Source organism: Gordonia sp. 852002-50816_SCH5313054-c (genome assembly GCF_001665925.1).
GTDB classification, from domain to species: domain Bacteria; phylum Actinomycetota; class Actinomycetes; order Mycobacteriales; family Mycobacteriaceae; genus Gordonia; species Gordonia jacobaea.
On the sequence record NZ_LZTE01000029.1, the window covers coordinates 228,006 to 241,431 of the forward strand.

Sequence of the window (13,426 nt, forward strand, 5' to 3'; positions counted from 1 at the left end):
TCACCCCCCTGGCTGGTTGTCTTTCCAGCAACGGCTTGCCGCGCTGGTGTAAAGGACGTGGTTGATGTACGGAAGCGGGACGAGCGGCTGCGTCAGCAGCGTCGACTTGCCGTTTCCTGCGACGACGTCGATTCCGCACAGATAGAACTGGAACCAGGAACCGAATGTCGCCGCACGGCCGATCTTCTGGAGCTTGATCGGCAGGTTGGTCAGGATCTGCGCGACGTCGTCGCGACGCTTGTTGACCTGGTCGGCCACCTGCTTGAGGCCGGCGATGTCGCCTTGGATGGACGGTCGCGTCGACGTGAGGATCGACGCCGTGACCGCTGTCAGGTTGGAGACCGACGTGATCGCCGAACCGACCGAACCGCGCTGTGCGGCAAGGCCCGTCACCAACTGCTCGGTGTTGTCGAGGAGCGCGGTGAACTGCTCGTCATTACGGTTGACCGTGTCGAGAACCTTGGTCAGGTTGGTGATCAGGTCGCCGATCACGGCGTCCTTGTCGGCGATCGAGTTGGTCAGATCGGCAGTATCGCTGATCAGGCTCGACACGTTGCTCGACTCACCCTGGAAGACCTTGATGATCTCGTCGGAGAGCTTGTTCACGTCTTCGGGCTGAAGCTGGCGGAACAGCGGCTTGAAGCCGTTGAACAGCTGCGTCAGGTTGACCGCGGGATGCGTGTTGTTCTCGTTCGGGTTCGCGCCGAAGGTGTGGCCGGGGTTCACGGTCTGCGACGCATCGCCCGCACCCTTCTCCACCGAGAGGTAACGCAGACCCGTGAGGTTGCGGTACTTGATGTAGATCTGCGCACCCTCGGGCAGCTGGCGGTCGACGTTGAACGAGACCTGTGCCCGGTTCTTGTCGTAGACCTCGACGTTGCTGACCTGCCCCACACGCACACCGGCGATGCGCACGTCGTCGCCCTTGTTGAGCATCGACGCGTCGGAGAACACGGCCTTGTAGTCGTTGTCTGCCCCACCACCGATGTTGGCGATGGTCAGCGCGAGCAGCGCAGTCGCGACCACGGTGACCACAGCGAAGACGATCAGCTTGGTCAACGGCCCCACAATGGACTTCATTTGATGTGCACCTGCGCTCCCTGCAGTGGCGCAGCACCGATCATGGTGGTCCAGGTGGGCACGTCGTCGGGTTCGGTCCCGCTGGCCGCGCCGTAGATCACCTTCAGCTGCGCCCGGTAGGTCGGATCGTCGAACGAGTTCTCGCGGATTGTCCCGACAGGGGTCTTCGTGAACTGCGGTTGCGGCAGCTTCTGGACAGTCGTCGGGCCGGGGTTGCGTGACGGCGGCTGGTACGAGCCGTCGGCGAGGCTACCGCCGGGGTACTGCGGGAACGGGCGGCCGTTGGTCGGCGGGTCGTAGCAGACAGCCGGGGCATCCTGGTCGAAGAACCGCGGCTCGTCCTGGTTGGGCAGATAGCGACCGCGCGGATTGACGAACTGCAGATTCACGCGCACACCGGGATTCTTGGTGCCCTTTCCGACGATCTTCTCCGATTCCGGGATCAGCGTCGCGAAGTTGTGGAAGGCGCAGACGAACGTCGGCGACTGCTTGGCGAGTCCGGTCAGGAACGGCTCCGAGTCGGTGACGAGATCGACGAGGTTGTTGCCGTTCTGCTGCAACCAGTTGGTCGTGTCGGTCGACGCGGTTCCGAGCGTTGCGATCAACGTCCGCAGATCGCCCTGACGATCGACGATCGTCTTGTTGGTCGTGCGGAAGTTGTCGAGCGCGTCGATGACGTCGGGCAACGCCGTCGAATAGGTCTTCGAGAACGACGCGAGGCCCTGCAACGTGCCCTCGAGCGAGTTGAGATTCTTCGGTGTCGACAGACGACCGAAGATGGTGTTGAGCTCTTCGAGCGTCGTACCGATCTGCTCACCGCGACCCGAGAGCGCCTGAGAAAGCGCGGTCAGGGTCACGTTGAGGTCCTGCGGCGGGATCGCGTCGAGGACAGGCAGCAGACGGTCGAGGAGATCCTGGACCTCTTTCGCGTTGCCGCTCGTGTCGGTCTGGATCGTCGCGCCGTTGGCCAGCGTCGGACCCGACGCCTGCTCGGGCACCTGAAGTGCGACGTAGCGCTCACCGAACAGCGTCTTGGGCAGGATGCGCGCGGTGGTGTCAGCAGGCAGTTGCGCGGCCATCTCGGGCTTGAGGCCGAGCGTCACGTTGACCGTGCCATTTCCTGCGGGTTCGATGTCGCGCACCTCGCCGACGAGGACGCCGCGCGCTTTCACGTCAGCATTCGTCGGTAGCGCGTTACCCACGGAGTCGGTCTTCAGCGTGACGTCGGTGAACGTCGTGAAGTCCTTGTTGAATTTCATGATCGTGAGCGTGAAGAACAGTGCGACCACGATGAAGAACACCAGTCCGAGCAACCGGCGACGAATCACTGTCATCGCCTAGCCCCCCACTCTCACAGTCGTCGTCGTCCCCCAGATGGCGAGGCCGAGAAAGAAGTCGAGCACGGCGATGAGGACCAACGCCGCTCGAACCGCGTGTCCGACGGCCACGCCGACACCCGCGGGGCCACCACTTGCGTAGTAGCCGTAATAGCAGTGCACGAGAATGATCACGAACGCGAAGACCAGCACCTTGCCGAACGACCACAACACGTCTTCTGGCGGTAGGAACAGGTTGAAGTAGTGGTCGTACGAGCCGCCGGACTGTCCGTTGAAGACAGTCGTCACCACTCTCGAGGCGAAGTACGCCGATAACAGTCCCAGGACGTACAGCGGGATGACCGCGATGAAGCCTGCGATGACACGCGTCGACACCAGGAACGGGATCGACGGGACGGCCATCGACTCGAGCGCGTCGATCTCTTCGGAGATCCGCATGGCACCGAGCTGGGCCGTGAAACCGCAGCCGACCGTCGCCGACAACGCGAGACCTGCGACCAGCGGCGCGACCTCTCGGGTGTTGACGTACGCCGACAAGAAGCCCGTGAGTACCTGCGAGCCGATCTGGTCGAGCGCGGCGTAGCCCTGCAGACCGACCACGACGCCGGTGAACCCCGACATCAACACCATCACGCCGACGGTGCCGCCGATCACGGCGAGACCGCCGGAACCGAACGCCACTTCGGCGAGAATGCGCAAGACCTCGCGCGTGTAGTGCACCAGGGTGCGCGGAATCCACGCGAGCGTGCGTCCGTAGAAGGACATCTGCTCGCCCGCACCGTCGAGCAGCTTCAGCGGTTTGCCGAGCTGTTTGCGCGCCTCGTACATGTAGTACTCGGGGCGGCTCTTGGCGATAGTCACTCCACCGGCCATGGTCAGCTCCCCTTCGGCGGGACGATCTGCAGGTAGACCGCAGTGATGATCAGGTTGGCCAGGAACAGCAGGAGGAAGGTGATGACGACACTCTGGTTCACCGCGTCACCGACACCCTTGGGTCCGCCCTTCGGGGTGAGTCCCTTGTACGACGCCACGACGCCCGCGATCACACCGAAGATGGCTGCTTTGAGGAGTGAGATCCAGAGGTCGGGAAGCTGGGCCAGCGCACCGAATGACGCGAGATACGCACCCGGCGTTCCGCCCTGGACGACCACGTTGAAGAAGTAGCCACCACCGATACCGACGACGGCGACCAGACCGTTGAGCAGGATCGCAACCAACACCATCGCGAGCACACGAGGTACGACGAGGCGCTGAATGGGGTTGATTCCCAGCACCTCCATCGCGTCGATCTCTTCGCGAATCGTCCGCGATCCGAGGTCGGCGGCAACCGCCGAGCCTGCTGCACCCGCGATCAACAGCGAGGTGACCAGCGGCGAGCCCTGCTGGATGACGACCAGCACCGACGCGGCGCCGGTATACGACTCCGCTCCGAGCTGCTTGATCAGCGAACCGGTCTGCAGAGACACGATGGCGCCGAACGGGATCGCGATGAGGGCAGTCGGCAGGATCGTCACGCTGGCGATGAACCATGCCTGCTGAATGAACTCGCGCCACTGGAATGGGCGCACGAAAGTCTGGCGTGCTACATCGACGAAAAGCTGGACGATATTGCCTGTCTGGGCGAGTGCACCTTCACCGGCCCGCGCGATTCTGTCGACGCCACGCGTGGTGGCATTCGTCATACCTAAGAGCCCCCGCCGTAGTGACGCCCACCCTCGGGACGTTCCGACTCGAGTTGCTGAGTCTTCGCTTCCTCAGGCACAGCCCACTGTTGGGTCTGCGCATCGTCTCCGGCGTAATCGTTTCCGTACCCACCCTGATTACGGTCACCGTGATCGATGACATCGGTGGAGGTGTCGACCATGACGTTTTCGCTACCGACCTGCGCCTCGCCGTCGGTGTCGGACCATTCGACGCCCTGCGTGTTGGCGGCGTGGGCGCGGGATTCCTCGCGGATCTGGTCTTCCTGCTCCATCGACTCACGGATCGCGCGCTGCGCGTTCTCCGGCAACGACGGCAACAACTCCAACACCCGCTCGCGGTGACGGGCCACGGCCTTGCGCTCCGGCATACCCGGATTCGGCTGCACCTGCGGAATGATCTCCGAGAAATCATCCTTCGTACCACCACCACCGATGCCGGCGGCCTGCATAGCCTCTTCCTGCTTCTGCACCGCCTCGTCCTTCTCCTCCGACATACCGATCGGACCAAACCGATCACCGGAGAGGAACTGCTTGACCACCGGCTGCTCCGACGTCAGCAACTGCTCACGTGGCCCGAACATCACCAGTTCCTTACGGAACAACATGCCGATGTTGTCCGGAATCGTGCGGGCGATGTTGATGTTGTGCGTGACGATCAGGATCGTCGCGTCGATCTGAGCGTTGATGTCGATCAGCAACTGGGAGATATAGGCGGTGCGGACCGGGTCGAGGCCCGAGTCCGGCTCATCACACAAAATGATCTGGGGGTCGAGCACCAACGCGCGCGCCAACCCGGCGCGCTTGCGCATACCACCGGAAATCTCACCCGGCAGTTTGTCTTCGGCGCCCGCCAGACCGACCAGATCGATCTTCTCCATCACGATCTTGCGGACATCGTCTTCCTTCTTCTTCGTGTGCTCACGAAGAGGGAACGCGATGTTGTCGTACAAACTCATCGATCCGAACAGCGCGCCGTCCTGGAACAACACGCCGAACAACTTGCGGATCTCGTAGAGCTCCTTGGCCGAACACTGGGTGATATCGGTGCCGTCGATCACCACCGAACCCTGCTCGGGATGCAACAGACCGATCAGCGTCTTCAAGAACACCGACTTACCGGTACCGGACGGCCCCAGCAGTGCAGACACCTCACCCGACGGCAAGGTCAACGTCACATCACGCCAGATGTTCTGAGAACCAAAAGACTTGGTGAGCCCCTCGACGCTGACCTCAACACCCACTACATCCTCCAAGAAACTCGGGTCCCGAAGCGCGGCAGCCAAGGCAACACATCGGACGCAGGCGGCACAACGCAGGTGGACTCAACTGTGGTTGGGGTCACTCTAGCGGACAGTTCCCCCGTAGCCACACCGCCTCTCGGCGGTTCTCAGGTTTGGCCAATTACCGGCCGGTAACCTGACTGCCCAAGAGAGTATCCCATGCCACCGACATAACAAAAGTAGGTCGCCGGTCACATTGCACGGCAACTGTGGGCCAGGCAGAGACAGCAACGAGCCCGGGACAGCAATGCTGTCCCGGGCTCGTATGAAGAGCGTGGCTGGGAGCCCTGAGAGCCCGTCTTACTTGACGGACACCTTGGCGCCGGCCTCTTCGAGCTTGGTCTTGGCGGCCTCGGCGGCCTCCTTGTCGACCTTCTCCAGGATCGGCTTGGGAGCACCCTCGACGAGGTCCTTCGCCTCCTTCAGGCCGAGGCCGGAAACGACCTCACGCACGACCTTGATGACCTGGATCTTCTTGTCGCCGGCACCCTCGAGGATGACGTCGAACTCGTCCTGCTCGGCAGCAGCCTCGGCGCCGGCAGCAGCCGGGGCACCTGCAGCGGCAACGGCGACCGGAGCGGCCGCGGTGACCTCGAAGACCTCTTCGAACTTCTTCACGAAATCGCTGAGCTCCAGCAGGGTCAGTTCCTTGAACTGATCGATGAGCTCGTCAGCGGTGAGCTTCGCCATGGTGGCGTCCTTCCTGTAAGTCCCCACGCGGGGCATCTTGTCTTGTTCAATCCCCGCGCGGGGGAATGCTTGTGTGCTGGCGGATGAGTACCGAAGTACTTATTCGCCTGCGGATTCCTTCTTCTCCTGCAGGGCGGCAGCGAGTCGTGCCACCTGCGACGCCGGCTGATTGAACAGTCCGGCGGCCTTTGCCAAGTTGCCCTTCATGGCACCGGCGAGCTTGGCCAGCAAGACCTCACGGGTCTCAAGGTCGGCGATCGTTTCGATCTCGGCAACGGACAGCGGCTTGCCATCCATGTACCCGCCCTTGATGACCAGAGCCTTGTTGTCCTTGGCGAAGTTCTTGATCGCCTTCGCGGCCACCACCGGCTCACCTTCGATGAAGGCAATCGCGGTCGGGCCGGAGAACAGCTCGTCGAGTCCCTCAACGCCCGCCTCAGCAGCGGCACGCTTCACAAGGGTGTTCTTGGCGACGGAGTAGGTTGCGCCCTCGCCGAGGGAACGTCGCAGATCGGTGATCTGGGTGACGGACAATCCACGGTATTCCGTGACGACCGTCGCCGTTGAGCCCTTGAACTGCTCGGCGATCTCAGCGACTGCTGCGATCTTTTCGGACTTGGCCATACTTCGCCTCCTTCCTCATCACTCGAGTTGGTCAGAGTTCGGACCAGATACCCGCAAGGAGGGGCGAAACGAATAAACGCCCCGGCACGCAGATGGCACGGGGCGTAGCTTCTCGGCAGAGCGCCAGGCGCTCACCACTATTCCTCGTTCTCCCTGCGTGGGCCGCCGACCTCGCGTCTTTCGACGCTGCAGTCGTCCTTCGATCGGAATCGCTCCCGATGACCGACGGTCTCTGGTTGAACCGATACGACGTACATGTACACGTCACACCGAAGTAATAGGCTACCCGACCATGGGGAATGCATCCAAATCGTCCGCAGACGGTGTACCAGAACCCAATGTCCCAGAGCCCAACGCATCTGTTGTCACCGAACCCAACGCACGAGCGGCGATCGCGGCCGACGCCATTCTCGGCCGACATCTGAGGCACGCATGGTGGGTCCCCGGCACCCGCCTCGCGACGATCGCCTGGCCGCTCGGGAGACTACCGCTCGACGTCGTCCGGAGTCGCTTCGGATTCTGGCACTACTGGTGGCACGCACACCTTCTCGACCTCATCGTCGACGCCGCGATCCATCGCCCCACCGACGACATGTCCTACGACCCGCACCTCGCCGACGTCGCCAACCGACTGCTCCGCGGAATCCGGCTGCGCAACCTCGGCCGCTGGACCAACAACTACTACGACGACATGGCCTGGCTGGGCCTGGCGATCGAACGTGCCGACCGCCACCTCGAACTCCACCATCCCAAAGCGCTACGCACCCTGAGTAAACGCATGTACGACGCATGGGAGCCCGAGCGCGGCGGCGGAATCCCGTGGCGCACCGTCGACACCTTCTTCAATGCGCCGGCGAATGGTCCGGCGACCATCCTGCTCGCGCGCACAGGCCACCTCGACCGTGCGCTGGCGATGTGCGACTGGATGGACACCACCCTCGTCGACCCCGACTCCCACCTCGTCATCGATGGCATCAAGCCGCAGGGCGACGGATTCGAACGCGTCACCGCCATCTACACCTACTGTCAGGGCGTCGTACTCGGGTCCGAGGTCGAGGCGGCACGCCGCACCCGTGAGACCGTTCACCTCGACCGCATCGATCGACTCCTGACCGCGGTCGAGGCACACGAGTGCCCCGACGGCGTGATCCGCGGGGCGGGCGGCGGCGACGGCGGATTGTTCATGGGCGTACTCGCGCGCTATCTGGCTCTGGTCGCCACCGATCTCCCTGCCGATCTCCCCGGGGCGGATGAGTTGCGTCGACGCAGCGCTGCACTCGTACTCAGCAGCGCCGACGCCGCGTGGTCCACGCGTGCAGAAGTCGACGACACCGTGGTCTTCAGCGCCGACTGGCACCAGCAGGCGATTCGGCCGACCAGGGGCGGTACCGACGCCGCATTCATCGCGGGAGCGGTCAATTCGTCGTCGGTTCCCGAACGCGATCTGTCGGTTCAACTGTCCGGTTGGATGGTCCTCGAGGCCGCTGCCGCAATAGATCTCGGCCTATCCGAACAAAATGTTCGCCCCTGACCTGCGATTATGGCACTGAGCGCCAAATTGACGCCCCCTAGTTAGCGTTCTGAGACACGACATGCACTATTGTCGAGGTCCGGAGTGATGTGGACCACATTTGGGTGGGGTTGTGGCTGTGCCACAACGCGGTTCGTGTCACTCCTACCGACACGATGAAGTGACGGCATCCGCGGCGGCACGCCCACCGGACAACGACCGGCTGACGCAGGTGCAGTGACCTCAAAGGCAGGCTGATGCACCATGGCGTTTCAGTTGAGACCGACAGCGGACGAGCACGCGGCGACAGAGCGCGCGCGCATCGAGCCATTTCCAGTTGACCCTTCATCACTGCGCCGATCCAGCACCGACACACCCGTCTTCGGCACACTCCCCCTCGGCGATCCCACCGGAGGCGCCAGTGCGATGCGCTGGCGCGAGCAGGTCGACGGCCCGCAGGTCTACCCCCGCGTCTCGATCGACCGCGATGTCACCCTGACGATGAGCGACGGCGTCGAGTTGCGGGCGACGATCGTTCGGCCTGCCACAGGTTTCGGCGAGGTGGTCACGACGCCCTATCCGGCGATCATCAACATCAACCCCTACAACCGCGCCGCGATCGACTTCATCGACACCACGATGCACGCACCCGTCCTCGGAGGTGCCGTGCGCGCGGCTGCGCGATCGGTCGACGCGACAGGCACGGCACTCGAGGGGCTGACCACTCTGACCCAGGTGCTCGCGGGCGGCGTGATCGACGTCTTCGGGATCAATCGAAACCTGGTGCGCAGCGGGTACGCCCAGATCATCGTCGACGTTCGCGGCACCGGCGCCAGCCACGGCAAATGGGAGATCCTCGGGCCGCGTGAACAGCAGGATTCCGTCGAGATCATCGACTGGGTCTCCGAGCAGGAGTGGTGCAACGGCAAGATCGGACTGGCGGGGTGGTCGTACTCGGCCATCAACTCGCTGCAGGCCGCCGACAAGCGGCCACCCCAGCTCGGCGCGGTGTTCGCGGTCGAGGGTTGCGACGACATCGTGCGCGACATCTACATCACCGGCGGCATGCCCTCCGCCTTCATCCCGGCATGGCTGTCGGTGGTGAACATCCTGAAGTGGGTACCGAATCCGTCGACGCTGATGCGAGATGTTCTGCGCGGCAACCACTTCCGTTGGCTTCGTGACCGCGTCGCGTCACCGGCCACCGAAATCCCCTCGCTCCTCTGGGGTTTCCTCACCGCCCGCGACGACCGCATCTTCGACGACCCGTACTTCGACGCCCGCGATCCGCAGGTCGACCGGATCGAGGCGCCGACGCTCACCGTCGGTGCATGGCACGACCTCTTCGGACGCAGTGCCACAGGCATTTACGAGCGCCTCAACCTCGAACCGGGCCGCAAGCAATTGATCGTCGGAGACGGTTATCACTTCGACGTCGGGTCCGGCTACGGCGGCAAGTTCGCGCCACCTCGTCTCGACGTCCTCGAACGCGCGTGGTTCGACCGCTGGCTCAAGGGGCACGCGAACGGCGTCGAACACTACGGACCGGTGACACTGCGCCAGCAGGGCGGCACGTGGACTGCTGGTCAGTCGTTCCCGCGCCAGGGCGTTTCGCCGCGTCGGCTCTACCTCTCCAGCGAGTGTTCTTCCAGCGCAACACATTGCGTGCACGACGGCAGCCTGCAATCCACCCCGTGCTCCGACTACGCCTCGCTACATGTCCGCCCGGATGTTCGCGGCCTCGTCTCACGCGACATGACGCAGGTGACAGCGGGCGCGACGATGGCCCTCGGCAGGCCATTCAACGCCGACGCCCGATTCCAGGAACGCGGTGCACTCTCGTTCACCAGCGCTCCCGTCACCCAGCAGACACCGATCAGCGGTTCGATGAATCTACGGCTCAACGTCGCCACCACCGCACACGAGGCAATCTGGGCCGTCACCGTCAACGACGTCGCGCCGGACGGAACGTCGAAGGTACTGACCAACGGCGCCCTGTCGGCGTCGAATCGGGCGCTCGATCCCAGCAAATCGACCTACGCCTCGGACGGCAGTCTCGTTGGCGCGCACCACTTCTTGTCGCGCAAGCGCAAACTGCCCGTACCGCCCGACGCCCCGGTACGCATCGACGTCGATCTCGTCCCGACCGACGCCGTCCTCGAACCCGGCCATCGGCTACGAGTCGACGTGTACGCGGCAAGTTTCCCGCGTTACCTGACCGTCGTGCCGGACCTGGTCAAGGCGCGCGGCCGCAGGCAACGCCTGATCCTCGACCCTGAGCATCCGAGTCACCTGACTTTCCTTGCAGGCGAAGGGCTCTGAGGCACGTTCGTCGAAGAGGCACGTTCGTCGAACGCCTCACAGACCCGAATCCGCGAACACCACGCGGTAGACGAATTCGGCCTCCGGTCCGAGGACCAGCCCGACCAGTTCGGTCAGTGTCGTCGCGAACTGCCGACCATGGGCCGGGCCGTCCGAATCGTCGAGGTGATGCGCGATCTCGTGGAGCACGACCAATTCACGCAGCGCCCAGCGACCCTCGGCGGAGTCGGGGATGGCGATCTCACGCAGATCCGAGTCCAGGTGCCGCGCGTAGTGCGCCGAGCGGTGTCCGCGGCGCGCCCGCACCGTCACCGGCGTCGACGCGGCGTCGAAACGCTGCGCCACCGACAGCATCGACAGCACGCGACCGACGTAGTCGCGTATGGAGTCGACCGAGGCGAACTGCGCCTCGACGGGCAGGGTGAGTTCCGTGCCCGCGAGCTGCACCGTGTGCGTACCGCCGGCACGCTCGAACAGCCGGAACACCATGCGCTCGGCCTCGTAGAACCGTTCACGTCGGGTGTCACGCGGCGGCACGACGCTCCCCGACCGTTCGCACCCGGCGACCGCACATTCCGGGGCCGACCCCGCCGTGACTAGGCTCGACGAGGTCAGCACTTCGCACCTCGACACGCAGGGAGTCCACGCGATGACGCCGCGCTCGCACACCATCGGGAAGTCTGCCGCGATCGCGATCGTCGGCGCCGCGATCGTCGGGGGTGCACTGACCGGCTGCAATTCGTCGTCGGGTGAGGTCTCCACGGTGTCGGCGCCCTCGACGTCGTACGTCGACAACCCGGTCGACCCCGCCCAGCTCAACCAGGTGCTCGACCGCATCGCCGCCACCGGACTGCCCGTCACCGGCCGTCACGACGCGACCGCCGCGCGGTGTCCGGCGGCCGGATGCAGCAGTGCCGTCGAGTCCGATCAAGTGATCCTCATGCAGTTTCCGAGCACCGGCCGCGCGCAGCTCTACGCGGGCGCACATCCGGGAGATTTCCAAGTCGTCGACCTCGTGCTGACTTTTCCCGCGGGCACCGACGCGGCCCAGAACGAACGCTATACCCAAGCACTGCAGGGCGAGATGCGCTGAGCCGCGCACCCTAACCCTCGAGTGCCCCGCGGGCAGCACCGAACTCGCGATCGGCACCGATCTTCGCCCGACGCCCCGCGCGGTCGCCGGCCTGACGCGCGCCCTCCGAGTACCCGGACGACGCACTCGTCGGCCGCCAGGTGCCGCGCGCCGTCGACTCGGTCTTGTAGAAGCTGCTCACCTCGAGTTCCTTGTCGCGCAACGCAAGTGCGGTCGACGTCGAGCCCGCGGGAAGTTCGCGAGAGTCGTCACGCGCCACCGCCTCCTCCCGTGCGGCGTCGCGCGCCTCGGTCAATCGCACGCCGATCCGCTCGGCGAACGCCGACTGAAAGTTCAACCGTGCGGTGATCGGGGCGAGCGGTTTACGTTCGACAACTCTCCGCGACCGCCAGCCCGTCCCCTTGCGCACCACCCGCGCCGACGTCTCGCCCCGGTAGTCGCCCGACCGCAGGTAACCGTCGCTCGCCGCGACCATCTGGATCAGCAGCGACGTGTAGAGCGCCTCGCACGTGTCGATGTCGGCCTCGTATCCGTACGCCAGCACGAAGGTGTTGTTGCCCGCGACGTCGACCGTCACGTCGTTGGCACGCGCGATCGCGACGAAAAGCTGCACGTACGTGCGTAATCCACGTTTTCCGGTCTCGCCGATCGCGACCTGTCTGGTGATCGGCGTCGTCTTTCGCCGTGCCGCTGGATCGTGCGCACGGGCGACCGCGAGGTCGATCGAGGCCGCCGTCGCCAATCGTTGCGCTGCCTGCATGAAGGTCTCGGCCTCATGCTCGTTGTCGGTGTTCTCGGCCTGCCGCAGCAACCCCGCGATCCGGGTGAGGAGTTTGTCGTCGCGCATACAGATCAGACTAGATCGACTGCCGTTTGGTTCCACTCCGCGCAGGATTTCTCGAATCCCTTGACTTTCCCAGTAGGAAAGTAGACACTACTTTCCTATACGGAAAGTGGCTCACCAGCACTCACGGCCAAAGACCTCCAATCGAGGAGACCCTCATGGACATCACTCCCGACCAGGCGCGTGAGGCGCTCGGGTCCGTCGACGGAGCACGTCGCCGGGTCGCCGACGACCTCGGCCTCCCCCGCAGCTACTGGTGGGCGATGGCCGCCTCATGGATCGTTCTCGGTGTCATCAGCGCATTCGCTCCCCCGTGGGTCACGACCGTCGCCACCATCGCGTTCGGCGCCGCGCACTCGGCGATCGCGTCCCGACTCTTCGACGGCCGACGCGCAAGCACGCATGTACGCCCCGCCCGAAGCGTCGCCGATCGTCGCATCCCGCTGATCGTCATCGGCATACTGCTGACCGCGGTCGCCGTGACCGTCGCGGCAGCACTGGTGCTCGACGCCGACGGCGCACGGCACCCGTCTATCGGGGCGGCCGTGTTCGTGGCGGTGATACTCGGATTCGGCGGACCGCAGATCTTCGACGACATCCGCAGGCGAGTGGGCGCGTGAGCACACCGAAATTCGACGAGCTGATCCACCCGAGCACCCGACTGACGCTCGTCGCGACCCTCGCCGCCGCCGATTGGGCCGATTTCGGCTACCTCAAAGAACGACTGGCCCTGTCCGACTCAGCGCTGTCCAAGCAGCTCGCCACCCTGGAATCCGCAGGCTACGTGAGCACCGAACGTCCGAGCACCGGCCGTCGACGCAGCGTCCGGGCCCGCCTGACTGACGCCGGACGCGAGGCCTTCAACGGCCATGTCGCCGCGCTCCAGGCCATCGTCGGCGGCACGCAACAAGACAGCGTGCAACAGACCAGCACGGAATAGACC

At 64.5% G+C, this 13,426-nt stretch carries 14 protein-coding genes; 5 read left to right on the top strand and 9 right to left on the bottom strand.

All coding sequences use genetic code 11. From position 1 onward, the window contains the following. The 7 genes from A5788_RS05420 to rplJ all read right to left on the bottom strand — a co-directional run bounded on the left by A5788_RS05420 (position 1) and on the right by rplJ (position 6,714). A complete protein-coding gene (locus A5788_RS05420) occupies positions 1-1,080 on the bottom strand; it encodes an MCE family protein (protein WP_049698690.1) in 1,080 nt (359 codons plus the stop codon). Further along, entirely contained in the window at positions 1,077-2,414 is a 1,338-nt protein-coding gene (locus tag A5788_RS05425; RefSeq protein ID WP_049698689.1) for an MCE family protein, read from the bottom strand. The genes A5788_RS05420 and A5788_RS05425 overlap by 4 nt, the downstream gene beginning before the upstream one ends. Before the next feature lie 3 nt (positions 2,415-2,417). Further along, positions 2,418-3,290: an MlaE family ABC transporter permease gene (locus A5788_RS05430; protein ID WP_005209184.1), complete on the bottom strand. Its 873-nt coding sequence runs from the start codon at positions 3,288-3,290 to the stop codon at positions 2,418-2,420. A 2-nt stretch (positions 3,291-3,292) separates the two neighbouring features. Then, on the bottom strand, positions 3,293-4,099 hold the full coding sequence (locus A5788_RS05435; protein ID WP_005209182.1) for an MlaE family ABC transporter permease: 807 nt from the start codon (positions 4,097-4,099) through the stop codon (positions 3,293-3,295). A 2-nt stretch (positions 4,100-4,101) separates the two neighbouring features. Further along, complete coding sequence (locus A5788_RS05440) at positions 4,102-5,361, bottom strand: ABC transporter ATP-binding protein (RefSeq protein WP_049698688.1); 1,260 nt, start codon at positions 5,359-5,361, stop codon at positions 4,102-4,104. Positions 5,362-5,700: 339 nt separating this feature from the next. After that, the gene (rplL, locus tag A5788_RS05445) at positions 5,701-6,090 is read right to left on the bottom strand and encodes a 50S ribosomal protein L7/L12 (RefSeq protein WP_049698687.1); all 390 of its coding nucleotides are present in this window, start codon (positions 6,088-6,090) and stop codon (positions 5,701-5,703) included. Positions 6,091-6,189: 99 nt separating this feature from the next. Continuing rightward, a complete protein-coding gene (gene rplJ, locus A5788_RS05450; protein ID WP_049698686.1) occupies positions 6,190-6,714 on the bottom strand; it encodes a 50S ribosomal protein L10 in 525 nt (174 codons plus the stop codon). Positions 6,715-7,006: 292 nt separating this feature from the next. On the opposite strand from rplJ, the gene A5788_RS05455 reads away from it, so the two are divergent. Both A5788_RS05455 and A5788_RS05460 read left to right on the top strand, forming a co-directional pair. After that, complete coding sequence (locus A5788_RS05455) at positions 7,007-8,245, top strand: glycoside hydrolase family 76 protein (protein WP_049698685.1); 1,239 nt, start codon at positions 7,007-7,009, stop codon at positions 8,243-8,245. A gap of 243 nt (positions 8,246-8,488) precedes the next feature. Beyond that, positions 8,489-10,546 carry a CocE/NonD family hydrolase gene (locus tag A5788_RS05460; RefSeq protein WP_049698684.1) on the top strand — a complete coding sequence of 686 codons (2,058 nt, stop codon included), beginning with the start codon at positions 8,489-8,491 and terminating at the stop codon, positions 10,544-10,546. Positions 10,547-10,582: 36 nt separating this feature from the next. Here the strand turns inward: A5788_RS05460 and A5788_RS05465 are convergent, their stop codons facing one another. Then, positions 10,583-11,083 carry a TIGR04338 family metallohydrolase gene (locus A5788_RS05465; RefSeq protein ID WP_049699012.1) on the bottom strand — a complete coding sequence of 167 codons (501 nt, stop codon included), beginning with the start codon at positions 11,081-11,083 and terminating at the stop codon, positions 10,583-10,585. A 112-nt stretch (positions 11,084-11,195) separates the two neighbouring features. Here A5788_RS05465 and A5788_RS05470 point away from each other — a divergent pair, with 112 nt between their 5' ends. Further along, positions 11,196-11,639, top strand: coding sequence for a hypothetical protein (locus A5788_RS05470; RefSeq protein ID WP_049698683.1), 444 nt, complete (start codon positions 11,196-11,198; stop codon positions 11,637-11,639). A gap of 10 nt (positions 11,640-11,649) precedes the next feature. Here the strand turns inward: A5788_RS05470 and A5788_RS05475 are convergent, their stop codons facing one another. After that, complete coding sequence (locus tag A5788_RS05475) at positions 11,650-12,486, bottom strand: DUF2786 domain-containing protein (RefSeq protein ID WP_049698682.1); 837 nt, start codon at positions 12,484-12,486, stop codon at positions 11,650-11,652. A 155-nt stretch (positions 12,487-12,641) separates the two neighbouring features. Here A5788_RS05475 and A5788_RS05480 point away from each other — a divergent pair, with 155 nt between their 5' ends. Then, positions 12,642-13,103, top strand: a complete 462-nt coding sequence (locus A5788_RS05480; protein WP_049698681.1) for a hypothetical protein — start codon at positions 12,642-12,644, stop codon at positions 13,101-13,103. Next, positions 13,100-13,423, top strand: a complete 324-nt coding sequence (locus tag A5788_RS05485) for a transcriptional regulator (protein ID WP_049698680.1) — start codon at positions 13,100-13,102, stop codon at positions 13,421-13,423. Before A5788_RS05480 ends, A5788_RS05485 begins: the two co-directional genes overlap by 4 nt. Positions 13,424-13,426: the final 3 nt, after the last annotated feature.

Excerpts from the sequence above, each read along its gene's own strand:
- A5788_RS05420 (WP_049698690.1), bottom strand. The coding sequence starts at position 1,080 with ATGAAGTCCATTGTGGGGCCGTTGACCAAGCTGATCGTCTTCGCTGTG.
- A5788_RS05425 (WP_049698689.1), bottom strand. The coding sequence starts at position 2,414 with ATGACAGTGATTCGTCGCCGGTTGCTCGGACTGGTGTTCTTCATCGTG.
- A5788_RS05430 (WP_005209184.1), bottom strand. The coding sequence starts at position 3,290 with ATGGCCGGTGGAGTGACTATCGCCAAGAGCCGCCCCGAGTACTACATG.
- A5788_RS05435 (WP_005209182.1), bottom strand. The coding sequence starts at position 4,099 with ATGACGAATGCCACCACGCGTGGCGTCGACAGAATCGCGCGGGCCGGT.
- rplL (WP_049698687.1), bottom strand. The coding sequence starts at position 6,090 with ATGGCGAAGCTCACCGCTGACGAGCTCATCGATCAGTTCAAGGAACTG.
- rplJ (WP_049698686.1), bottom strand. The coding sequence starts at position 6,714 with ATGGCCAAGTCCGAAAAGATCGCAGCAGTCGCTGAGATCGCCGAGCAG.
- A5788_RS05455 (WP_049698685.1), top strand. The coding sequence starts at position 7,007 with ATGGGGAATGCATCCAAATCGTCCGCAGACGGTGTACCAGAACCCAAT.
- A5788_RS05460 (WP_049698684.1), top strand. The coding sequence starts at position 8,489 with ATGGCGTTTCAGTTGAGACCGACAGCGGACGAGCACGCGGCGACAGAG.
- A5788_RS05470 (WP_049698683.1), top strand. The coding sequence starts at position 11,196 with ATGACGCCGCGCTCGCACACCATCGGGAAGTCTGCCGCGATCGCGATC.
- A5788_RS05475 (WP_049698682.1), bottom strand. The coding sequence starts at position 12,486 with ATGCGCGACGACAAACTCCTCACCCGGATCGCGGGGTTGCTGCGGCAG.
- A5788_RS05480 (WP_049698681.1), top strand. The coding sequence starts at position 12,642 with ATGGACATCACTCCCGACCAGGCGCGTGAGGCGCTCGGGTCCGTCGAC.